The following is a 21,705-nucleotide window of genomic DNA, read 5'->3' on the forward strand; positions in this document are numbered from 1 at the left end:
CACACTCAATTCATTGTATAAAACATTACCACTCCTCGGAGTGGTTTTTTTATTTCCGTATATTTGCCATTCAAAATTGTAACATGAATATTAAAGATATTATTGAGCATAAAATTGCGGAGGTCATTGCATCGGTTTTTCAGATTGATGATGTGAATCAGCAAAACTCGATCAAGGTTGAGGTACAGCAAAACAAATCTGAGTTTGAAGGCGATTTTACCATCGTGACCTTCCCTCTCGTAAAGGTTTTGAAGAAAAGTCCAGACCTTATCGCAATGGAACTTGGTGATGCCCTTTCCACGCAATCCGATTTTGTGGAAAGCTTCAATGTGGTGAAAGGTTTCTTGAATCTCTCTATTAAAAAAAGTTTCTTTTCAGAGAATTTTAAATCTACTCAAGAAAACTTCGACAAAGTAGCTCCAAAGAACGAAACCGTCATGGTAGAATATTCTTCTCCCAACACCAACAAACCTCTTCACCTAGGACATATCCGAAATAATTTATTGGGTTATTCGGTAGCTCAAATCCTAAAAGCAGATGGTTATGATGTGATCAAAACCCAAATCATCAACGATCGTGGAATCCACATCTGTAAATCGATGCTCGCTTGGGAACGTTATGGAAATGGTGAAACTCCACAATCTACCCAAATTAAAGGCGACAAGTTCGTAGGTAATTATTATGTAGAATTCGACCAACACTATAAAAAAGAAATTGCTGAACTAAAAGAGCAAGGCTACGATGAGGAAGTTGCCAAAAAGCAAGCGCCCATTATTCAGGATGCTCAAAAAATGCTCCTCGATTGGGAGAAAGGCGACGAAAAAGTACGTACACTCTGGAAAGAAATGAACAGCTGGGTGTACGAAGGTTTCGGCGCGACTTACCAAAGATTAGGCGTGGATTTCGATCAGGTTCAGTATGAAAGCAACACTTATCTTCTAGGAAAAGACCTTATTCAGGAAGGTTTACTCAGCGGAGTGCTTTATCGCAAAGACGACGGCTCGGTTTGGTGCGACTTAACCGACGAAGGTTTGGATCAGAAATTATTGCTTCGCTCCGACGGAACTTCGGTTTATATGACTCAGGATTTAGGAACTGCCGTTCAGCGTTTTAAAGAAAACAATATTCAGAAATTAATTTATACCGTAGGAAACGAGCAAGATTACCACTTCGATGTTCTGTTTAAAATCCTTAAAAAATTGGGTTACCAATGGGCAGAAAATCTTTTCCACCTATCATACGGAATGGTAGAATTGCCAGAAGGGAAAATGAAATCCCGCGAAGGAACGGTAGTTGATGCCGATGATTTGATGCAAGAAATGGTAGAAACCGCCAAAGAAAAAGCAGAAGAATTGGGAAAATTGGAAAATCTTTCCGATGAGGACAAAGAAAAGTCTTATGAAACGGTAGGTTTAGGTGCTTTGAAATATTTCATGTTGAAAGTAGATCCAAAGAAAAAAATGCTTTTCAATCCAAAAGAAAGTATCGATTTTAATGGAAATACAGGGCCTTTCATTCAATATACTTATGCACGAATTCAATCGTTGTTGAACAAAGCCAACTACTCGGAACAAGCGATTGCCGAGTATGAAATGAACGATTCTGAAAAGGAATTGGTGATGAATCTTTCCAACTTCAAAGAAGTGATTGCCAAAGCTGCGGAAACCCTTTCTCCGGCGTTGGTTGCCAACTACGTTTATGAATTGGTGAAGTCGTACAACTCCTTCTACCAAAACAATCCGATCCTGAATCAAGAAAACGAAAACACGAAAAACTTCCGTCTTCAACTCTCGGCTCTTACTGGAAAAACGATCAGCAAAGGCCTAGAACTTCTTGGAATCGGAACTGTGGATAGAATGTAATGGAACTCGATTTTTCAAAAGATATACAAATAAAATCACTTTTTCCTCAGACTGAATTTGAGGAGAAAGTGATTTCTTTTTTAGAAAACTGGTTTTCCGACACGAAGACGGTTTCGGTACAAACATCAGGTTCCACCGGCGTTCCGAAGGTTTTTGAAATCGAAAAATCGCGGATGCAAAGTTCTGCAAAGATGACTTGTGATTTTCTTGGTTTAAAAGAAGGAGACACCGCGTTGATCTGCCTTCCTGTAGAATATATTTCCGGGAAAATGATGATGGTACGCTCTATTCAGAGAAATCTGAAACTTTTTATTGAAAGTCCATCGGCAAAGCCCCTTTCCCAACTCAATCAGGAAATTGATTTCTGTGCGATGTCGCCGCTTCAGGTTGAAAATTCATTGGAACAGCTTCATTTCATTAAAAAAATCATCATCGGTGGTGCTCAAGTTTCGGAATCTTTAAAGCAAAAAATCGCCGACGCATTGCAAAACACCGCTTATGAAACTACGATTTACGAAACTTATGGAATGAGTGAAACCCTTTCCCACATTGCATTAAAGCAAATTTATCCAGTTTCGGAAGAATATTTTACTTTATTTGAAGGCGTTGAGATTTCTTTGGATGAAAGAGCTTGTTTAACCATTAAAGCTCCACAACTTAACCCCGAAATTCTTCAAACGAACGATTTAGTTGAATTGAAAAACACTCAACAATTTAAGTTTTTAGGAAGGTTTGATAATGTGATCAATTCCGCAGGTTTAAAAATCTATCCGGAACAATTGGAACATTTCATTAAACAAAAACTCTCCAATGAGGTTGTTTTTTTAGGTTTAAAAGATGAAACTTACGGTCAAAAGCTGGTTGCAGTGATCGAAGGAGAAGAAACCGACGAACTGAAATCTCAGCTCTCCCCTATTTTACAGGAACTTTCTGAAACTTTTACGAAAAACCATGTTCCGAAGCAGACTTTTTTCCTTGACAAATTTCCCCGACTTCCGAACGGGAAAATCAATCGGAAAGAATTGCTAACTTTGTTTTAAAACCCGTTCCCTTTTACCATGAGAAATTTCACGAAAGAACTTGCGTACAAAACCTCTCGCAGCAGCGGCGCAGGCGGACAAAACGTGAATAAAGTGGAAACTTCCGTAACGGTGATGTGGAACGTTGCCGACACCGAGTTTTTCAGCAGTGAAGAGGTGGAGTTGATTTTGGCCAAACTCAAAAACCGCATCAATCTGGATGGAATTCTTCAACTTACTGTTTCGGAAAGCCGCACACAGCTTCAGAATAAAAAAATAGCGACCGAAAAGATCTTGGAATTGGTAGAGAAATCTCTCATTAAACCCAAACCTCGAAAAGCTACAAAACCTTCCAAAAGACAGATCGAAAAACGGATTACCGCGAAAAAGCAGATTTCTGAAAAGAAGGAGAATAGGAGATTCAGGTTTTAAAGATTCAAGATGTCAGATTTCAGATGTCAGATTTCAGATTAGCTCTTGATTCTTTTTTTCATTTGTTAATCGATGTTAAATATTTGCTTTTCAGAAAGTTATTTGTTATCTTCGTAAAAATCTTAAATCATCATGGCTTTAACGCTCTTTTTATCCGACCACGATCGTTTATCAGGACTTCTGCAGTCATTGATGTATCTTCATACCGATTCATTTCTGAAAAGTTCCAAGGACTTTATCCATTAATCCCTGTCAGGTTCAAGACGGGGGAAACCTTCATTTTTTAACCAACCAATTCGAGGTGTGCTTTTGGCAGACAAGATATCTATTGATGTTTTGCAAAATTGCTTTGAACCTAATTTCGAATCCCATTTCATTCATTTAAAAAATAAGAATAATGTCCAATAAAATCATTTTAACAACAGGAATTTACGACGCAATAAAAGATCATTTAAGAAGAAAAAAAGTAAGTATAAATGAAGAAGTACGATTGACTTCCGAACTCCGAAATGCGCAACAAGTTCGTAGAAGAGCTTTGCCGGAAGATGTGGTGACCGTGAACCGAAAAGTAACGATCAAAGATCTGAGCCAAAACAAGGAAGAAGAATATATTTTTGTGGGAATCGCTGAGGCCAGACCGAAGAAAAACAAACACTCTATTTTGTCGGATATGGCATTAGCAACAGTAGGATATAAAGTAGGTGATGTAATTGAATGGCCTTTCCGAGATGGAGAAAGAAGAATCGAAATCTTGAAGGTAGAACATTGGCAGAATTAATATACATTTCTTCATTTCAAATAAATCAAATTAAAAAGTACAGTCTTTGAACAGGGCTGTACTTTTTTTATCGAAAGAAAAAGCTTTTAAATTTAGCAGATTCCGATTCCAACCTAAAATATTATCTTTGCAAAAACAATTAGAGCAATGAATAAACCGATTACAGAATTTCTAGAAAAATATTATCTCCATTTCAATGCAGCAGCGTTGGTGGATGCATCGAAAGGTTATGTAGCGCACCTGAAAGACGGCGGTAAAATGATGATTACCTTGGCCGGAGCAATGTCAACAGCAGAATTAGGAAAGATTTTGGCTGAAATGATTCGTCAGGACAAAGTAGCGATTATTTCGTGTACCGGCGCCAACCTTGAAGAAGATGTAATGAATTTGGTTGCGCATTCCCACTACAAAAGAGTTCCCAACTATAGAGATTTGACTCCAGAACAAGAAAGAGAGCTTCTCGATCAGCATTTCAACCGTGTAACCGATACTTGTATTCCGGAAGAGGAAGCGTTTCGTCGTCTTCAAAAACATTTGGAAGATGTTTGGCACGCAGCAGAAGAAAAAGGAGAACGTTATTTCCCGCATGAATTTTTGTATCAGGTTGTAAATTCCGGAGTTTTGGAGCAATATTATGAAATCGATCCAAAAGATTCATGGATTGTGGCTGCAGCCGAGAAAAACCTTCCGATTGTTTGTCCAGGTTGGGAAGATTCTACCACTGGAAATATCTTTACTTCCAATGTGATTAAAGGAAAATTAAACGTTCACACTGTAAAATCCGGGATTGAATATATGATTTATTTGACCGAATGGTATCGTGCGAATTCAGGAGGAAAAGGCGTAGGTTTCTTCCAGATTGGAGGAGGAATTGCTGGAGATTTCCCGATTTGTGTTGTACCGATGATGTATCAGGATTTGGAATGGGAAGATGTGCCTTTCTGGGCTTATTTCTGCCAGATTTCCGATTCTACGACTTCTTATGGTTCCTATTCCGGAGCTGTACCGAACGAGAAAATTACATGGGGAAAACTCGATGTTGACACTCCAAAATACATTGTTGAAAGTGATGCCACTATTTGTGCACCACTGATGTTTACTTATATTTTAGAGAATTCTTAATCGTATTTTCTTTTACCATAAAAAACTCCCGCAATTTTGTTGCGGGAGTTTTTTTTGAGTTGATTTGGTAAATCTTTTCTTGTGGAGATTATAAAAAATATTGATGTTTAATTCCATAACAAAAATCAATATATAGACTATAAGAATATAGAGCTAGTGAGGGTTATAGAGCTAATTTTGTAGAATGAACATTTCTTATCAACATTTTTTCTTCTGTACTTTTGCCTTAATGCAAAAGTACCAAAAAATCAAGACTGGAAGCTCGACTAAAAATAAATAGCAAGTCCTAAAATTCCCAAAACTCGGGCGGAAGTAAGCTTTGTATACTAATTAGATTATTGCCGCCACTCAAACAGTGGGAATTTTTTTACGGACTTCCTATTTATTTTCTTAACGTCTCCGCCTCCTTGGTCAATTATTTAAAAGTTGATTTTAGAAGTTTGAATTTAAAGGCTCTGATATTTTAAAATAAAGACCCAAATTTAGGTTGAGAAATAATTATTTGGATAAGTATTAGTTTGCTATGTAAGACTAAGATGCATTAATAGCTCGAAAGCGGTGGTCAGCTTTTCCACAAGCCCCAGATAAGTAAAATGAATTTTATATTTCAACGGCAGTTCTTCATTAAATTTTCTTATTTTCGTGATTAAAGCTGATACTAAATGAAAAAAACAATTACAATGGTATTTTTGGCAATGATTGGATTGATCAACGGCCAAGAAAATTTAAATTACCAACAGCCATCTGGAGAAATTCTGAAATTAGCAGATTACCAAAGACCACCATCGGTATCTATGGACAGCAAACGAGAATGGATGATTTTCTCTTACCGAGACACCTATAAATCTTTAGAAGAACTGAACCAACAAGAAATGCGATTGGGTGGATTGCGAATCAATCCCATTACCAATATTTCAAGCTCAATGACCTACATCACCAATCTGAAAATAAAAAAGGTAAAGGATAAAGATGAAACTCAGGTGAAGGGACTGCCAAAAGGAGCTAAAATTGCTTATACTACGCTATCACCAGATGAAAAGAAATTGGCATTTACGAATACTACCGAAAAAGGTGTAGAACTTTGGGTGATTGATTTAGCTAGCGCATTGGCTACTCGCCTCACCGCTGACCAACTTAATGCCAATCTCGGCATGCCTTACCTTTGGTACAAAGACTCCAAGAATCTATTAGTCAAAACAATTCCTAAAGACAAACCCAAGTTAATTGATTCCAGCAAAGATCTGCCTACAGGACCAATTGTTTCAACATCTGACGGCAAAGTTTCACAAAACAGAACCTATCAGGATTTGCTAAAAAATCCGCAGGATGAAATTAATTTTGAAACTTTGACTAAAGCCGATCTGAAAAAAGTAAATCTCAATGGAGAAATAACCGAGGAAAAAACTGCCGATATCTATACAGGAATGAGTTTCTCTCCCGACGGTAAATATTTAATGCTTACCACCATTAAGAAGCCATTTTCTTACATCGTTCCGCTTAGTCGATTTCCAATGACCACGACCATTTACGACCAAGCTGGCAATTTGGTAAGGACTGTTAATGAGGTACCGCTTACTGAAATTATGCCGAAAGGTTTTTCTTCTGTTAGAACCGGAAAAAGAAACATGACATGGCGCGATGATCAGCCGGCAACTTTGGTGTACGCAGAAGCATTGGACGGAGGCGATCAAAATAAAACAGCGGAGTATAGAGACGAAATTTTCACATGGGAAGCTCCATTTACCACCGATCCGAAAAGCCTTTTCCGGACTAAACAGCGTTATTCAGGGACAGAATGGTCCAATTCCAATTACGCAGTAATTTCCGAAAGCTGGTATGATTCACGGAATACCAAATCATTTCTTTTAGATTTGAATAGCGGAAATTCACGAATGATAGAAGATCGGAATTTTCAAGATGTGTATAATGATCCTGGGCAATTTTTTGAAACTAAAAATGAATACGGAAGAAATGTAATCGATGTAAAGAAGGACATAGCATACCTCATCGGAGAGGGCTTCACGAAAGATGGGCAAAAACCTTTTATTGATGAGCACAATTTAAAATCATTAGCAAAGAAAAGACTGTACACCGCCCAAGTAAGCGGAGTGAAAGAAAGCATCATCGATATCATGGACATTGAAAAGGGTGAAATTTTGGTGCGCCAAGAATCTGCAACCCAATACCCCAACTCCTACAAAAAAAATATTAAAACCGGAAAGGTTGAAGTATTAACCAACTTCGAAAATCCTTTTGCTAGCTTGGGAAAAGTATATAAAGAAGTGATCAAATACAAAAGAAATGACGGGGTAGATCTCACCGGAACCTTATATCTACCTGCCGGGTACGATAGAAAAAGCAAAAAAGAAAAATTACCCCTACTAATTTGGGCTTATCCGACAGAGTTTAAAGACAAAAGTACGGCTGGAATGAACACCCAAAATCCCAATGATTTTACATTTCCAAGTTATGGATCGTTCATTTATTGGGTAACAAAAGGCTATGCTGTTTTAGATGATGCCGCCTTCCCAATCATCGGTGAAGGAAAAGCCGAACCAAACGACACCTTTATCCCTCAACTTCTAGCCAACGGAAAAGCTGCGATTGATGCAGTAGATCAACTAGGATATATTGATCGCAAGAAAGTTGCGGTCGGTGGTCATTCATATGGGGCATTTATGACTGCTAATCTGCTCACACATGGTAATGATTTTGCTTGCGGAATAGCTCGAAGCGGCGCCTATAATAGAACCTTGACTCCATTTGGTTTCCAATCAGAGCAACGAAACTATTGGGACGTCCCCGAAGTATACAACACCATGTCCCCTTTTATGCACGCCGACAAGATGAAAACACCAATGTTGTTGATTCATGGAGATGCGGATAATAACCCTGGAACTTTCACTTTACAAACCGAACGATATTTTCAGGCACTTAAAAATTTAGGAGCACCTGTTCGAATGGTTCTACTCCCGAAAGAATCTCATGGATACGCTGCAAAAGAAAGCATTCTCCACACCTTATGGGAACAAGAGCAATTTCTCGATAAATGCCTGAAAGGAAAATAAACACACTACAAACCGCCTCCTAAAAAAGGCGGTTTTTTATTTAGAAATTCTAAGCATGATTGTTTTTTCACCCAGTATTTGTTTCAGATGAAAAAAAACACAACATTTTTATATTTATGACCGAAAAAGCTAAAGATTTTCAGAAATTTGCGGCATGCATCCGAAATATTTAAGAATTGAAGATTTCACATATGATTTGCCCGCGGAAAAAATAGCGTACAACCCGGTAAATCCACGAGATCAATCCAAATTATTAGTCTTTAAAAACAATATTTTATCCGAAGATACCTACCGAAATATCAGCGAATATCTCCCTGAAAATGCGGTTTTGGTTTTCAATGATACCAAAGTGGTGAAATCGCGCATCTTTTTCAAGAACGAAAACGGCGCCACCATCGAAGTTTTCTGTTTGGAACCTTACGGTGAAGCGATTGATTATGAGAAACATTTCGCCGAGCAAAATTCCGTTACTTGGATTTGTTTTATCGGAAAAGCTTCCAAATGGCGAGAAAATCAACTTAAGAAAACAATTGATGTTGAAGGACTTTCTGTCGAACTTTCGGCTGAAATCACCGGAAAATTGGAAGATGCTTATCTCGTCACTTTCACTTGGTTGCCTCCGGAAATTCCATTTGGGAAAATCATGGATGCAGCGGGCGTTACGCCACTTCCGCCTTATATCAAAAGAATTGCTGAGAAAGTGGATGAAGATTCCTACCAAACCGTTTATTCAGAAAACGAAGGATCGGTTGCGGCACCAACTGCGGGACTTCATTTTACCCAAAATGTTTTGGATGATTTAAAGCAAAAAGGCATTTCATCGCTGTTTACGACACTTCATGTCGGAGCAGGAACCTTTAAACCCGTAAAATCCGAAGTGATGGAAGATCACTTGATGCATGCGGAATATCTCAATATCACGATCGGATTTTTAGAAGATTTAGCGACAAAAATCCATCAACCGATTATCACCGTTGGAACTACTTCTACCCGAACTTTGGAAAGCATTTATTGGATGGGAAATAAGATTGTACAAAATCCGAAAATTGGTTACGAAGCATTGAAAGTCACTCAATGGCAACCCTACGAAACCGATGCGATTTGTACTACTGAAGAAGCGATTAATGCTCTTTTAAAATGGATTAAAAACACGCAACAAGACCATCTTTCCATCGAAACGGAGATTATTATCGCTCCAGGATATTCTTACAAAATGGTAAAAGGTTTGGTCACCAATTTTCATCAACCTCAATCTACGCTTTTGCTGTTGGTTTCTGCATTAATCGGTGATCAGTGGAAAAATATTTATCAGTACGCTTTGGAAAATAATTTCCGATTTCTGAGTTATGGTGACGGAAGTTTGCTTTTTCCCAACAACGATTTTTAATTAAAAAACCATGGATTCATTATTCACCCAACAGGTTTTCGAGATCATTCGACTTATTCCGGAAGGTCGCGTTACGAGTTATGGCGCAATTGCAAAAGCGGTCGGTTACCCGAATCATTCGCGACATGTGGGAAATGCGTTGAGGAATTATGATGAAGATTTTCCGGCGCACCGAGTTTGCAATTCTTCCGGCCACATTACGGCAAGTTGTCTTGAAAAATTCACAGAAAAACTAGCGAAAGAAGGCACTGAAGTTCAGGAAAATAAGATTTTGAATTACAAGAATTTGTTTTGGAATCCTTTGGAAGAATTATAAAAAAACGGCGGAAACAAAATTCCGCCGTTACTATTTCATCAAGAAAATTACAAAATTATTTCGCTAAATCCTGATAACTTCTTTGAATAAAATCGGTCAATTCCTTTCCTTTCAAAAGATTTTGAGACAATTTCGCCAAATCTAAAGCGTGTTTAATTTGCGCAGTTTTGTCTTCCGTATCTTCTGTTTTTAAGATTTTTAAGGCCAAATCGCTGTTGGTATTCACCACCAAATTGTACATTTCCGGGAAACCGCCCATCGCGAACATTCCTCCACCACCGGTTGCTTGCATATCTTTCATTCTTCGCATAAATTCCGGTTGGGTAATCACAAATGGTGCGTCAGAACTTTCCAAATCTTCAAGCTGAACAGTGAATTTCGAGTCAGAAATCCCTTCTTCAATGCTTTTTTTCAAGGTTTCTTTTTCGGTTTCGTTTAATTTAGAAATTACCGGCTCATCTTTTTTAATCAAATTATTGATGTGATCGGCATCTACACGCGCAAACTGGATTTTCTCTTTAGAAGATTCCAATTTTTGGATCAAATGTGGAACAATCGGCGAATCGAGCAATAATACCTCATACCCTTTATCCTGAGCTGCTTTGATGTAGCTGTGCTGATCGTGTTCGTTGGTCGCGTACAAGATCACCAAATTGCCGTTCTTGTCGGTTTGGTTGGCTTTAATTTTATCTTGAAGTTCATTCCAAAGGAAATATTTTCCGTCCACATTTGGATAAAGCGCAAACTTGTCGGATTTTTCGTAGAATTTCTCTTCAGAAATCATTCCGTATTCGATAACGATTTTGATGTCATTCCATTTCTTCTCGTAATCTTCACGGTTTTCGTTGATTAAAGAAGCCATTTTATCGGCCACTTTTTTGGTGATGTAAGAAGAAATTTTCTTCACCGCTCCGTCCGCTTGAAGATAAGAACGCGAAACATTCAACGGAATATCCGGCGAATCGATCACTCCACGAAGCAACATCAAGAAATCGGGAACAATTCCTTTCACCTCATCGGTTACGAAGACTTGGTTTTGGTAGAGTTGAATTTTATCTTTTTCAATGTTTAGATTATTCGCCAATTTCGGGAAGAAAAGAATCCCTGTGAGGTTAAACGGATAATCAACATTCAAATGAATGTGGAACAAAGGATCCTCAAACTGCATCGGATATAACTCGCGATAGAAATTCAAATAATCTTCATCTTTCAGTTCTGATGGCGCTTTTGTCCACGCTGGTTCCGGATTGTTGATGATGTTATCAACTTCCTGAGTTTCTGGTTTTGCATCTTCAGCTGCATCTTCCGGAAGAGGCAAAGTTTCAGTTTTGGTACCGAATTTAATCGGAACCGGCATGAATTTGTTGTATTTTAAGAGCAATTCGCGGATTTTAGCTTCTTCTAAAAATTCGGTTGAATCTTCCGCAATGTGGAGGATAATTTCAGTCCCACGGTCTGTTTTTTCGGTGGTTTCTTCGAGAGAAAACTCCGGGCTTCCGTCACAAACCCATCTTACGGCAGGTTCGTCTTTGTAAGATTTGGTTAGAATCTCCACTTTTTCTGCCACCATAAAAGCAGAATAAAAACCTAAACCAAAGTGCCCGATAATTCCGGCATCTTTCGCGCTGTCTTTGTATTTATCGAGAAATTCTTCTGCACCTGAGAACGCAACCTGATTGATGTATTTTTCAACTTCATCCGCCGTCATCCCGATTCCTTGGTCGATAATGTGAATTTTCTTGTTTTCTTTATCGATTTTCACTTCAATTTTTGGGTTTCCGTAATCTACTTTGGCTTCCCCGATATTGGTTAAGTGTTTCAATTTCAAAGTAGCATCGGTTGCGTTGGAGATCAGCTCGCGGAGGAATATTTCGTGGTCGCTATACAAAAACTTCTTGATCAGCGGAAAAATATTCTCTACCGAAACATTAATTTTTCCTGTAGTCATAATTTTTTAGATTTAAATTTTGAAAAGATTTTTTCAAAAAAAATACCATCATTCATTCAATGACAATTTGGCATTTTTCATGAAATTCAGATATAAAAAAAGGCAACACTATGGCTGCCTTTGATCCTATTTTGGGTCGATTATTTATTAAGCAAAGCTTCTTTAATTTTCGCTTCCAGTTCATCGGCAAGTTCCGGATTGTCTTTCAACATATCGCGAACTGCATCGCGACCTTGTCCGAGTTTGGTATCTTCATAGCTGAACCAAGAGCCGCTTTTCTTCACCACTCCGGTTTCTACCGCCATATCCAAAATCTCTCCTACTTTCGAAACACCTTCACCATACATGATATCGAATTCCGCCATTTTAAATGGAGGAGCCACTTTATTTTTCACGATTTTCACTTTCACGCGGCTACCAACAGCTTCGTCACCGGTTTTGATCGGCGCACTGGCTTTTCTGATATCGATTCTCACAGAAGCGTAGAATTTAAGCGCATTTCCACCGGTTGTAGTTTCCGGATTTCCGAACATTACCCCGATTTTTTCTCTTAATTGGTTAATGAAAATCACGGTACATTTAGTTTTAGAAATAGTCGCGGTTAATTTTCTTAAAGCTTGAGACATCAATCTTGCGTGCAATCCCATTTTGGAATCTCCCATTTCGCCTTCGATTTCAGCTTTTGGAGTCAATGCAGCCACAGAGTCGATTACTACGATATCGACAGCTCCGGAACGGATTAAATTATCCGCGATTTCCAAAGCCTGTTCCCCGTTATCCGGTTGGGAAATGATTAAATCATCCAAATTGATTCCCAATTTCGAAGCATAATGTCTGTCGAAAGCGTGTTCCGCATCGATGAATGCTGCAATACCGCCCGTTTTTTGAGCTTCTGCAATAGCGTGCAGGGTTAAAGTTGTTTTACCAGAAGATTCCGGTCCGTAGATTTCGATTACTCTTCCTCTTGGATAACCACCCACGCCCAAAGCAAGGTCGAGACCCAAAGAACCGGAAGGAATCACTTCAATGGAAGTATCCACAGAAGCATCTCCCAAAGTCATTACGGTTCCTTTTCCGTAGGTTTTATCTAGTTTTTCCAGCACCAATGCGAGTGCTTTTTTCTTATCGTCAATACTGCTCATGTGTAAAAATTATTTGTCCAAAAATACGGAATTAAAATATTATAAAAGCCAAAGGGAAAATGAAAAATTGAAAATATTTAAAATTATTTTTAAAAAAGTTTTGCTCGATAAGAAAATATTTTTTAGATTTGCACCACCAAAATAAGGACAGACCCATGGTGTAACGGTAGCACTTCGGTTTTTGGTACCGCCTGTCGGGGTTCGAATCCCTGTGGGTCTACATTTTTTTAATTAACGCTCTGATTTTCAGGGCGTTTTTTTTATTTTAGGACACAGTTAGTCTTTTTAAAACAAAAAGACTTAAAAATCACTTTATTAATCTTCCCATTTACATAATGTTCTCCCTATTTCTCTTGCTTCAACAATGCTGACTGAGTAGATATCTGTTGAGCAATTACTTAAACCTCTACACGATTTTTTAAGATGGTACCTCTCGCTACTTTTCCCTTTACAAATAAATACTTTTGATTGTTTATCTTTTAAAAACAATACAAACGAAAATAAAATAATTAAGAATTTCATTTATTGTTTTAATTTCAGTGTGAGTGTTTAATTTATTATAATTTTAAAAGTATAAATATACTATTTTCCTAAAATAATAGCGAAATAACCTCGGATTTGGGTAAATTTTCCTTCATAAAGCCCAAATACAAAAACAAAAAAAACCGCTATAAATCTAGATTTACAGCGGTTCAAATATTTAAGTTTCAGCAATTAATTAGAAATTTTTGCTAACAAAATCTTACTTCAATCCAATTCTCAACTCGATTTCTTTGCTTTAATCATCGCTTCGAGCATGTCCCACATTTCTTGAGGAATTTCTTCGAGCATATTGAATTCTCCCGCTCCTTGAAGCCATTCGCCACCATCGATGGTGACTACTTCTCCGTTCATGTATGCGGAATAATCGGAAACTAAGTAAGCGGCAAGATTGGCCAATTCCTGATGTTCACCCACTCTTCTTAATGGAACTTTTTTCCTCATATCGAATTTTTCCTGCAAGTTTCCAGGCAACAAACGATCCCACGCACCTTTTGTAGGGAAAGGTCCCGGCGCGATGGCATTAAAACGAATTCCATATTTTGCCCATTCTACGGCTAAACTTCTGGTCATTGCCAAAACTCCGGCTTTTGCGCAAGCGGAAGGAACTACATAAGCAGAACCCGTCCACGCATAAGTCGTGACAATATTTAAAACCGTTCCTGGGATTTTTTGATCAATCCAATATTTACCGATGGATAAGGTGCAATTTTTTGTTCCTTTTAAAACAATATCCAAAATAGAATCAAATGCCGAGTGCGTCAATCTTTCGGTTGGAGAAATGAAATTTCCCGCAGCATTGTTCAGCAAAATATCAATTTGCCCAAATTCTTTGATCGCGGCTTCTTTCATCGCTTCCACTTCGTCCCAATTTCGGACATCACAAGCTACGCAAAGAACTTTTCCGCCTGTTTCATCTTCCAATTCTTTCGCGGTAGTTTGTAGTTTTTCAATATTTCGAGAAGTGATGACCACCTTGGCTCCGAGTTGGAGGAAATATTTAGTCATCGCCTTGCCAAGACCGCTTCCGCCGCCGGTTACTATTGCTACTTTATCTTTTAAAGCTCCTTCTTTGAGCATTGGTTGGGTATAAAGATTCATATTGTTGGTTTTTTGGTAAATTTAAACAAATTTATGAGCGGAAAATAGGAATTGCTATGCGGAAAATACAGGATATTGTGGAATTTCCACCAAAATAGTTTCTATTTTCTATCAAAAAGCAATCTTTCTCCATGTTTCTTTTCAACAACTTTTCCGTTCTCGAAAGCCAGATTTCCATTGACAAAAGTGTGGGTAATTTTGGAGTGGAAAGTTGTTCCTTCCAGCGGACTCCAACCACATTTGTAAAGCAAATTTTCTTTGGAGACCGTGTAAGTTTCATTCAAATCAACCAAAACTAAATCTGCCTTAAAACCTTCTTTAATAAACCCACGTTTCTCGATTTGAAATAGAATTGCGGGATTATGACACATTTTCTCCACGATTTTTTCCAGAGAAATTCTATTATTTTTAAAATTCTCGAGCATTACTTGCAAAGAATGTTGCACCAAAGGTCCACCAGAAGGCGCTTTGGTATACACATTTTGTTTTTCTTCCAAAGTGTGTGGCGCGTGATCGGTGGCAATCACATCAATTCGATCATCCAAAAGCGCTTCCCAAAGTCCATCTTTATCTTTTTGCGTTTTCACCGCCGGATTCCATTTAATTAAAGTTCCTTTCGTTTCATAATCCGAATCCGTGAAAGTGAGGTGATGAACGCAAACTTCCGCTGTGATTTTTTTATCTTTTAAAGGAATATCGTTTCGGAAAAGCGAAGTTTCTTTCGCCGTTGAAAGATGAAAAACATGCAGTCGCGCTCCAGTTTTTTCCGCAAGTTCCACCGCTTTTGAAGATGAAATATAGCAAGCTTCTTCACTTCGAATTAAATGGTGAAACTTCATCGGAATATCGTCGCCAAATTCGGCTTTATATTTTTCTGTGTTGGCTTTTATTGTCGCTTCATCTTCGCAATGAACGGCGATGAGCATTTTGGTTTTGCTAAAAATATTTTCTAAAGTTTCAGGATTATCAACGAGCATATTTCCAGTTGAAGAACCAAGAAAAAGCTTAATTCCGGCCACATTTCGAGGATTTGTTTTTAAAACTTCTTCCAAATTATCATTCGTTCCGCCCATCATAAATGAATAATTTGCGAAAGATTTCTCGGAAGCGATTTTGTATTTATCCTCCAGAAGTTCTTGGGTAACGGCATTCGGAACGGTATTCGGCTGCTCGATAAAACTCGTCACACCACCTGCAACTGCAGCTCTGGATTCACTTTCAATATCGCCTTTATGCGTCAAACCCGGTTCACGAAAATGCACCTGATCATCGATGATTCCGGGTAAAATATACTTTCCGGAAGCATCAATTATTTTTTCAACACCTTCATCGGAAATATTTTTCTCGATTTTGGAAAAGATATCGTTTTCGATCAGCAAATCGCTTTCAAAAATTTGATTTTCATTGACGATTTTGGCATTTTTAATAAGGATTTTCATGGCATTGAAATTTATAAAAGGGAAAATTTGAAGTGCAGAATTGAATTTTCACAAAATTAATACTTAAAACCAAATTTTTCAATCTCAAATCTAATTAATTACATTTGCAGAAAATAAACTTTGTTTTGAAAAAACTTCTGAACGAAACCATTATCTACGGAATTGGCGCCATTTTACCCAGAATTATTATTTTCATTCTGAATCCGCTGTACATTCATCACATCAACAAGGATGAATTTGCACAGTTTACCAATTTGTATGCACTCATTTCGTTTGTGAATATCATTTTAACTTTCGGATTTGAAACCGCATTTTTCCGTTTTTCGGCGGAAGAAGAAAATAAAGATAAAACTTTCAACACATCGTTTTGGTTTCTGGCAGGAACTTCCACGTTGTTTTTGGCGCTCTGTTTGCTTTTCAATCAACCACTTGCTGATGCGATGGGTTACAACAAAAACCCCGAATTCATCCGATGGTTTGCGTGGATTGCATTTTTCGATACGATTTGCGTAATTCCATTTGCGTGGCTTCGTTACCACAATAAACCTATCAAATATTCACTCATCCGCGTGCTGCAATCTTTGGCACAAACCGTTATTGTGGTGTTGCTTTTTTTATGGATTCCGGCAGAATTCTCCAAGAAATTGGGAATGAACGAGAAAGTTTCTTACCCGTTTTGGAGTAATTTGATGGGCAGTTTTTTGGGCGTTTTAATGCTTTTACCGATCATTTTTAAGGTTAAATTTCAGTTTGTAAAAGACCTTTTTGTGAGGATGATTTCTTATTCGTGGCCGATTATGGTTGCCGGATTTGCATTTATGGTGAATGAAAATTTCGACAAAGCGATTCAATATTATTTCATAGACGAAGGCGACGCCGGAGCTTATGGCGGTTGCTACAAACTTGCTGTTTTGATGACACTTTTCGTCACCGCTTACCGAATGGGGATTGAGCCATTTTTCTTTAAACAAATGCAAAATGAGAACGCCAAAATCACTTACGCCAAAGTAACCGAATATTTTACTTTTTTCGCTTCGATTGTTGCGATGGGAATTATTGCCAATATTTCGTGGCTCAAAACGCTTTTCATCCCCAATAAATCGTACTGGACCGCGATTGATATTATCCCAATTATCGTGATTGCAAATTTGTGTTTCGGGATTTATTACAACCTTTCCACTTGGTATAAAGTGACGGACCGAACGAAAATCGGCACCGTAATTTCATGGACAGGAGCGCTGATTACCATTGTTTTAAACTTGGTTTTATTGAAAAAATTCGGTTTTATGGTTTCGGCATGGACTACTTTAGCTGCTTATTTTACGATGATGGTTTTGTCTTATTTTCTTGGTCAAAAATATTATCCGATACCTTATCGAATCAAGAATATTTCGCTTTGTTTGGTACTTTTGACGGTTTTCAGTTATATTTCTTATGAATTATTTAATGCAAATTTTTGGATCGGGAATTTATTATTTCTCATCTTTACGGGAATAATTCTTTACAGCGAAAGAAAATTTGTTTTAAACAAAATCAAAAGATAAAATTTAATGAAAATAAAGATCATCAACCAATCTCGACATCCTTTGCCGAAATACCAAACCGCACTTTCTGCCGGAATGGATTTGTATGCCAATATTGAAGAATCCATTGTTTTAAAAAGCCTTGAAAGAAAACTGATTCCAACTGGATTATTCTTGGAACTTCCAGAAGGTTTTGAAGCACAGGTACGCCCAAGAAGCGGCCTCGCCTTAAAAAACGGAATTACCGTATTGAATTCTCCCGGAACAATTGACGCTGATTACCGAGGTGAAATAGGAGTTATTTTAGTAAATTTGTCAACCGACGAGTTTGTGATCAATGATGGCGACAGAATCGCTCAAATGGTGATTGCAAAACACGAAACTGCCATTTGGGATGAAGCTCAACAACTTACCGAAACAGATCGCGGTGCTGGTGGATTCGGAAGCACCTCAAAATAAAAACCACACAATATTAATATAAGTAGTAAAAAACATTCGTATGAAAATTATAGTTCCTATGGCCGGAAGAGGCTCCAGATTAAGACCTCACACGCTCACCGTTCCAAAACCGCTAATTCCTATCGCTGGAAAACCCATTGTACAACGATTGGTAGAAGATATTGCGAAAGTAGCCGGTGAAAAAATTGATGAAATCGCTTTCATTATTGGTGATTTCGGGCCGGAAGTAGAAGAATCTTTGATTCAAATTGCTGAAAAGCTCGGTGCAAAAGGAAGTGTGTATGTTCAAGACGAACCTCTAGGGACTGCTCACGCGATCAAATGTGCAGAAGCTTCCATGCAAGGAGATGTTGTAGTCGCATTTGCCGATACTTTATTTAAAGCTGATTTTATTTTAGATAAAAATTCTGATGGCGTAATTTGGGTGAAAAAAGTAGAAGATCCGTCCGCATTTGGTGTGGTTAAATTGGATGATTATGGTTTCATCACTGATTTTGTTGAAAAACCAAAAACTTTTGTTTCCGACTTGGCGATTATTGGGATTTATTACTTCAATTCTGCCGAAAAATTGATGTCGGAAATCAATTATATCATGGAAAATGACATCAAAGTTGGTGGTGAATATCAATTGACTACCGCTTTAGAAAATCTTCGTCAGAAAGGAGCAAAATTCTCGCTTGGAAAAGTAGATGATTGGATGGATTGCGGAAACAAAAATGCCACCGTAGAAACCAACGGAAAAGTTCTCAACTACGAAAAAGACAATGTTTCCAATTATCCTGCTTCTGCAAAAATTGAAAATTGCATGATTATTCCACCATGTTTTATTGGTGAAAATGTTGAAATTTATAATTCCAAAATTGGACCTTGCGTGTCTTTGGGAAATAATACAAAAATTATCAATTCGAATATCGACAATTCATTAATTCAGGAAAACACCTTAATTGACCACGGAAATTTGAGCAATTCCATGATCGGAAATTCTGCACAATACTTCGGAGTTGCGCGCGAAATTTCTTTGGGAGATTACTCTGTTCTCGATTTCTTATCGAAAAACGAAAGCTATTAAAAACAGCAATAATACAATTACCGAACAAACCACACAAAACAATTTGTGTGGTTTGGCGTTAATATTGCAAAGTTTCAAGTAAAATTTTAAAATGAAAAAATACATAATAGTCTTACTAAGTGCAATATTTATGGTTTCTTGTAAAACCAAAACTGTTCTTAACCAACCGACAAGCACAACAACTCCAATCTCTTCCAATGCTGCGTTTTTCAATAAAATAACTGAAAAACCAAAGTTTGAACAAGTAAAAATCAATTCCAAAGTAAATGTGGAAACAGGAAGTTTCATCCCCACTTTGGATGCAACTATTTATATCGAAAATGGGCAAAAAGTTTGGATGAATATGATTGCAGTTTTCTTGAATGTTGGACGTGGAATCGCCACTCCTGAAGGAATAAAAGGCTATGAAAAATGGAACAAAACCTATATTGAATCGGATTTTTCTTACCTAAATAATTTACTCAACGTTAATTTCATTGATTATCATTCATTGCAAAATTTATTGACAGGAAAAACTTTTATTCCGGTCAATGAAAAAGATTTTGTTTTGACGAAAAATATGCAGGGCTACAACTTAAGTTCATCTAAAAACCTAAAGTTCACCAATGAAGGAAAGGTTTCAGAATATGCCGTTTCGATGGATTACACCAATGATTTCGATTTATCCAAAGTCAATTTAAAGAATATAAAAACTTCCGACAACTTGGAACTTACCTATTCTGATTGGGTTGATGTTGAAGGAACAAGATTCCCAAAAAATGTTAAAATAATTATAAAAGGTTCAAAAACAAGTCAAATTCTACTTGAAAACACGAAATTTGAAAGTTCGAAAATGGATACTCCGTATTCCGTTCCCAATAATTATACGAAAACAGAGATCAAATGATTAAGAAACTAAGCTTTTTAATAGGACTTTTTTTGTTCGGGATGGTATTTTCCCAGAAAAAGGAACAACTTCAAAAGCAAAATGCTGAACTTAAAAAACAGATTGCCTCGATCAACGCAAATTTGGCTAAAACCCAGCAGCAATCAAAACTTTCAGTAGCTTACCTCACCGAAGTACAAAAGAAAATCCAACTGCGCGAAAAAGTTTATACCAATACTCAAAAAGAAAAACGCCTCATTGAAGATGACATCTATCTTCGTCAATTAGAAATCAACAGACAAAACCGCGAATTAGCCGTTTTAAGAAAAAACTACGCAGAGGTTTTAGTAAAAGCTTATAAAAACAAAGGCGTACAAAATAAAGTAACCTTTATTTTATCTTCCAAAAATTTGGGAGAAGCTTTGCGAAGAGTACAATATTTAAAAGATTATTCTGATTACCAAGACAAAAAAGCGGCAGAAATTTCTGATGCAGCAAAAAAACTGCTCCAAAATATCAGTCTAAAACAAAAATCAGTAAAGGACAAACAAACCATCCTTACCAATCAGCAAAAAGACTTGCTCACCATAGAAGCTGAAAAAAAACAGAAAGAATTCCTTCTTCAAGAGTTTAAGAAAAACGAAGCTCAACTCACCGTTGAACTCAAGCAAAAACAAACAGAATCTAAGAAACTAGAAGGACAAATTCGTTCCATTATTGCTGAAGAAATAAGAATTGCTAAAGCAAAAGAAGAAGAACGTAAAAAAGCGGAAGCCGAAAAAATTCGGCTGGCAAAAATTGCTGCTGAAAGAGAAAAAGCAAGAATTGAAGCAGAAAATAAAGCAAGGTTAGAAGCATTAGCATTAGAAAAGAAGCGTGCTGATGAAGAAGCCAAAAGGCTGAAGGATATCGCAGATAGAAAAGCTGCAGAAGAAGCTGAAAAATCTAAAATTGCCGCTGCTGCAGACGCTAAGAAAAACGAAGATGCGAAAAGAGCTGCGGAAGCCGAAAAAGCTGAAAGCCGAAGACTAGCTGCGGCCAAGGAAGCTGAAATTGCAGCTGCAAATGCAAAAGTAGCAGCAGATAAAGCTGCCAATGCAAAAGCCGCAGAAGCATCACTTACCAAAAAAAACGAAGCAGATAAAAAGGCAGCCGAAACCAAAGCAATGACCAATTATGGTGTGACGAGCACCGTTGGAAACAACTTCGCCGCCAACCGCGGAAAAATGGGAATGCCTGCTTACGGAACCATCACCCACCGATTCGGGAGACAACCACACCCTGTTTTCAAAAATATTATCGAAGAAAATAACGGGATAAAAATTGCCGTTGCAAAAGGAACCGTTGCGAAATGCGTAGCTCCAGGAACAGTTTCGAGAGTGGTTGCATCAGGAGATGGATCCAAAATGGTTTTTGTGAAACACGGTGACTATTTTACAATCTATGCCAACTTAGCCAACACGATGGTATCGGCTAATCAACAAGTGTCTGCGGGAACTTCTATCGGAACCGTTGGAGCAGATTTCGATGGCACTTACACCCTCGATTTCCAGATTTGGAACGGCACCAATCCGGTAGATCCTATGGGTTGGGTAAATTGAAAAATATAAATTAACTTTGCACAAAATTTAGAAC

General features: G+C 37.7%; 17 protein-coding genes and 1 tRNA gene. 14 read left to right on the forward strand and 4 right to left on the reverse strand.

Annotated features, from left to right (window positions below):
- Positions 1-83 precede the first annotated feature (83 nt).
- The 8 genes from argS to NOV28_RS07305 all read left to right on the forward strand — a co-directional run bounded on the left by argS (position 84) and on the right by NOV28_RS07305 (position 9,984).
- Positions 84-1,862, forward strand: a complete 1,779-nt coding sequence (argS, locus tag NOV28_RS07270) for an arginine--tRNA ligase (RefSeq protein ID WP_255929196.1) — start codon at positions 84-86, stop codon at positions 1,860-1,862.
- Entirely contained in the window at positions 1,862-2,902 is a 1,041-nt protein-coding gene (locus NOV28_RS07275) for an AMP-binding protein (RefSeq protein ID WP_255929198.1), read from the forward strand. The genes argS and NOV28_RS07275 overlap by 1 nt, the downstream gene beginning before the upstream one ends.
- 18 nt (positions 2,903-2,920) lie before the next feature.
- Positions 2,921-3,313: an alternative ribosome rescue aminoacyl-tRNA hydrolase ArfB gene (gene arfB, locus NOV28_RS07280; RefSeq protein WP_255929200.1), complete on the forward strand. Its 393-nt coding sequence runs from the start codon at positions 2,921-2,923 to the stop codon at positions 3,311-3,313.
- Positions 3,314-3,710: 397 nt separating this feature from the next.
- Positions 3,711-4,091 carry a GreA/GreB family elongation factor gene (locus NOV28_RS07285; RefSeq protein ID WP_255929202.1) on the forward strand — a complete coding sequence of 127 codons (381 nt, stop codon included), beginning with the start codon at positions 3,711-3,713 and terminating at the stop codon, positions 4,089-4,091.
- Positions 4,092-4,238: 147 nt separating this feature from the next.
- On the forward strand, positions 4,239-5,213 hold the full coding sequence (locus NOV28_RS07290) for a deoxyhypusine synthase family protein (RefSeq protein WP_255929204.1): 975 nt from the start codon (positions 4,239-4,241) through the stop codon (positions 5,211-5,213).
- A 662-nt stretch (positions 5,214-5,875) separates the two neighbouring features.
- A complete protein-coding gene (locus NOV28_RS07295) occupies positions 5,876-8,281 on the forward strand; it encodes a S9 family peptidase (protein ID WP_255929207.1) in 2,406 nt (801 codons plus the stop codon).
- A 154-nt stretch (positions 8,282-8,435) separates the two neighbouring features.
- Positions 8,436-9,668, forward strand: a complete 1,233-nt coding sequence (locus NOV28_RS07300; protein ID WP_255929209.1) for an S-adenosylmethionine:tRNA ribosyltransferase-isomerase — start codon at positions 8,436-8,438, stop codon at positions 9,666-9,668.
- Positions 9,669-9,678: 10 nt separating this feature from the next.
- Positions 9,679-9,984 carry an MGMT family protein gene (locus tag NOV28_RS07305; RefSeq protein WP_255929211.1) on the forward strand — a complete coding sequence of 102 codons (306 nt, stop codon included), beginning with the start codon at positions 9,679-9,681 and terminating at the stop codon, positions 9,982-9,984.
- A 55-nt stretch (positions 9,985-10,039) separates the two neighbouring features.
- Here NOV28_RS07305 and htpG read toward each other — a convergent pair whose 3' ends face one another.
- Together htpG and recA are read right to left on the reverse strand one after the other, a co-directional pair.
- Complete coding sequence (htpG, locus tag NOV28_RS07310; RefSeq protein WP_255929213.1) at positions 10,040-11,932, reverse strand: molecular chaperone HtpG; 1,893 nt, start codon at positions 11,930-11,932, stop codon at positions 10,040-10,042.
- A gap of 140 nt (positions 11,933-12,072) precedes the next feature.
- On the reverse strand, positions 12,073-13,074 hold the full coding sequence (recA, locus tag NOV28_RS07315) for a recombinase RecA (RefSeq protein WP_255929215.1): 1,002 nt from the start codon (positions 13,072-13,074) through the stop codon (positions 12,073-12,075).
- Positions 13,075-13,223: 149 nt separating this feature from the next.
- Here recA and NOV28_RS07320 point away from each other — a divergent pair.
- Positions 13,224-13,294: transfer RNA gene (locus NOV28_RS07320), tRNA-Gln, on the forward strand.
- Between the two features lie 539 nt (positions 13,295-13,833).
- On the opposite strand, the gene NOV28_RS07325 is transcribed toward NOV28_RS07320, so the two are convergent.
- Both NOV28_RS07325 and NOV28_RS07330 read right to left on the reverse strand, forming a co-directional pair.
- A complete protein-coding gene (locus NOV28_RS07325) occupies positions 13,834-14,715 on the reverse strand; it encodes an SDR family oxidoreductase (protein ID WP_255929217.1) in 882 nt (293 codons plus the stop codon).
- A 101-nt stretch (positions 14,716-14,816) separates the two neighbouring features.
- Positions 14,817-16,154 carry a dihydroorotase gene (locus NOV28_RS07330; protein WP_255929219.1) on the reverse strand — a complete coding sequence of 446 codons (1,338 nt, stop codon included), beginning with the start codon at positions 16,152-16,154 and terminating at the stop codon, positions 14,817-14,819.
- Positions 16,155-16,279: 125 nt separating this feature from the next.
- Between NOV28_RS07330 and NOV28_RS07335 the strand changes: the two genes are divergently transcribed.
- The 5 genes from NOV28_RS07335 to NOV28_RS07355 all read left to right on the forward strand — a co-directional run bounded on the left by NOV28_RS07335 (position 16,280) and on the right by NOV28_RS07355 (position 21,671).
- Positions 16,280-17,698, forward strand: a complete 1,419-nt coding sequence (locus tag NOV28_RS07335) for an oligosaccharide flippase family protein (RefSeq protein ID WP_255929221.1) — start codon at positions 16,280-16,282, stop codon at positions 17,696-17,698.
- Positions 17,699-17,704: 6 nt separating this feature from the next.
- On the forward strand, positions 17,705-18,136 hold the full coding sequence (gene dut, locus NOV28_RS07340; RefSeq protein WP_255929223.1) for a dUTP diphosphatase: 432 nt from the start codon (positions 17,705-17,707) through the stop codon (positions 18,134-18,136).
- 40 nt (positions 18,137-18,176) lie between these two features.
- Positions 18,177-19,205, forward strand: coding sequence for a sugar phosphate nucleotidyltransferase (locus tag NOV28_RS07345; RefSeq protein WP_255929225.1), 1,029 nt, complete (start codon positions 18,177-18,179; stop codon positions 19,203-19,205).
- 91 nt (positions 19,206-19,296) lie between these two features.
- The gene (gene lolB1, locus NOV28_RS07350) at positions 19,297-20,091 is read left to right on the forward strand and encodes a lipoprotein insertase outer membrane protein LolB1 (RefSeq protein ID WP_255929227.1); all 795 of its coding nucleotides are present in this window, start codon (positions 19,297-19,299) and stop codon (positions 20,089-20,091) included.
- A complete protein-coding gene (locus NOV28_RS07355) occupies positions 20,088-21,671 on the forward strand; it encodes a murein hydrolase activator EnvC family protein (protein ID WP_255929229.1) in 1,584 nt (527 codons plus the stop codon). Before lolB1 ends, NOV28_RS07355 begins: the two co-directional genes overlap by 4 nt.
- The last annotated feature ends 34 nt before the right edge of the window (positions 21,672-21,705 follow it).

The organism is Kaistella montana, assembly GCF_024436175.1.
GTDB lineage: Bacteria > Bacteroidota > Bacteroidia > Flavobacteriales > Weeksellaceae > Kaistella > Kaistella montana.

What these genes read in the sequence shown, in the direction of transcription:
- NOV28_RS07330 (WP_255929219.1), bottom strand. Translation starts at nt 16,154, where the DNA reads ATGAAAATCCTTATTAAAAATGCCAAAATCGTCAATGAAAATCAAATT.
- lolB1 (WP_255929227.1), top strand. Translation starts at nt 19,297, where the DNA reads ATGAAAAAATACATAATAGTCTTACTAAGTGCAATATTTATGGTTTCT.
- NOV28_RS07355 (WP_255929229.1), top strand. Translation starts at nt 20,088, where the DNA reads ATGATTAAGAAACTAAGCTTTTTAATAGGACTTTTTTTGTTCGGGATG.
- NOV28_RS07300 (WP_255929209.1), top strand. Translation starts at nt 8,436, where the DNA reads ATGCATCCGAAATATTTAAGAATTGAAGATTTCACATATGATTTGCCC.
- NOV28_RS07325 (WP_255929217.1), bottom strand. Translation starts at nt 14,715, where the DNA reads ATGAATCTTTATACCCAACCAATGCTCAAAGAAGGAGCTTTAAAAGAT.
- NOV28_RS07290 (WP_255929204.1), top strand. Translation starts at nt 4,239, where the DNA reads ATGAATAAACCGATTACAGAATTTCTAGAAAAATATTATCTCCATTTC.
- dut (WP_255929223.1), top strand. Translation starts at nt 17,705, where the DNA reads ATGAAAATAAAGATCATCAACCAATCTCGACATCCTTTGCCGAAATAC.
- htpG (WP_255929213.1), bottom strand. Translation starts at nt 11,932, where the DNA reads ATGACTACAGGAAAAATTAATGTTTCGGTAGAGAATATTTTTCCGCTG.
- NOV28_RS07345 (WP_255929225.1), top strand. Translation starts at nt 18,177, where the DNA reads ATGAAAATTATAGTTCCTATGGCCGGAAGAGGCTCCAGATTAAGACCT.
- arfB (WP_255929200.1), top strand. Translation starts at nt 2,921, where the DNA reads ATGAGAAATTTCACGAAAGAACTTGCGTACAAAACCTCTCGCAGCAGC.
- argS (WP_255929196.1), top strand. Translation starts at nt 84, where the DNA reads ATGAATATTAAAGATATTATTGAGCATAAAATTGCGGAGGTCATTGCA.
- NOV28_RS07305 (WP_255929211.1), top strand. Translation starts at nt 9,679, where the DNA reads ATGGATTCATTATTCACCCAACAGGTTTTCGAGATCATTCGACTTATT.
- NOV28_RS07295 (WP_255929207.1), top strand. Translation starts at nt 5,876, where the DNA reads ATGAAAAAAACAATTACAATGGTATTTTTGGCAATGATTGGATTGATC.
- NOV28_RS07275 (WP_255929198.1), top strand. Translation starts at nt 1,862, where the DNA reads ATGGAACTCGATTTTTCAAAAGATATACAAATAAAATCACTTTTTCCT.
- recA (WP_255929215.1), bottom strand. Translation starts at nt 13,074, where the DNA reads ATGAGCAGTATTGACGATAAGAAAAAAGCACTCGCATTGGTGCTGGAA.
- NOV28_RS07285 (WP_255929202.1), top strand. Translation starts at nt 3,711, where the DNA reads ATGTCCAATAAAATCATTTTAACAACAGGAATTTACGACGCAATAAAA.